Here is a 399-nt window from a genome sequence, read left to right as displayed (position 1 = left end):
TTTCCACTTAGCACACCCTTAGGGGCCTTAGCCGGCGATCTGGGCTGTTTCCCTCTCGACTACGAAGCTTATCCCCCGCAGTCTCACTGCCGTGCTCTCACCTGACCTGGCATTCGGAGTTTGGCTGATGTCGCTAAGATGATAGTCCCGCTAAACCAACCAGTAGCTCTACCTCCAGGAGGAAACACACGACGCTGCACCTAAATGCATTTCGGGGAGAACCAGCTATCACGGAGTTTGATTGGCCTTTCACCCCTACCCACAACTCATCCCCTCAGTTTTCAACCTAAGTGGGTTCGCGCCTCCACAGAGTCTTACCTCTGCTTCACACTGGCCATGGGTAGATCACCCCGCTTCGGGTCCAGGACATGCCACTAAAAACACACTAATTAGTATTCG

The 399-nt window shown here is 53.4% G+C and carries 1 rRNA gene; it reads right to left on the bottom strand.

The features are described 5' to 3' along the window. Positions 1-399 (bottom strand): 23S ribosomal RNA (locus tag HMPREF3011_RS10845); the annotation flags it as partial.

The organism is Corynebacterium sp. HMSC074C04, assembly GCF_001838295.1.
Lineage (GTDB): Bacteria > Actinomycetota > Actinomycetes > Mycobacteriales > Mycobacteriaceae > Corynebacterium > Corynebacterium amycolatum.
The sequence above is the reverse complement of the archived record's forward strand: the minus strand, read 5'-3'. Positions and strand labels throughout refer to the sequence as shown.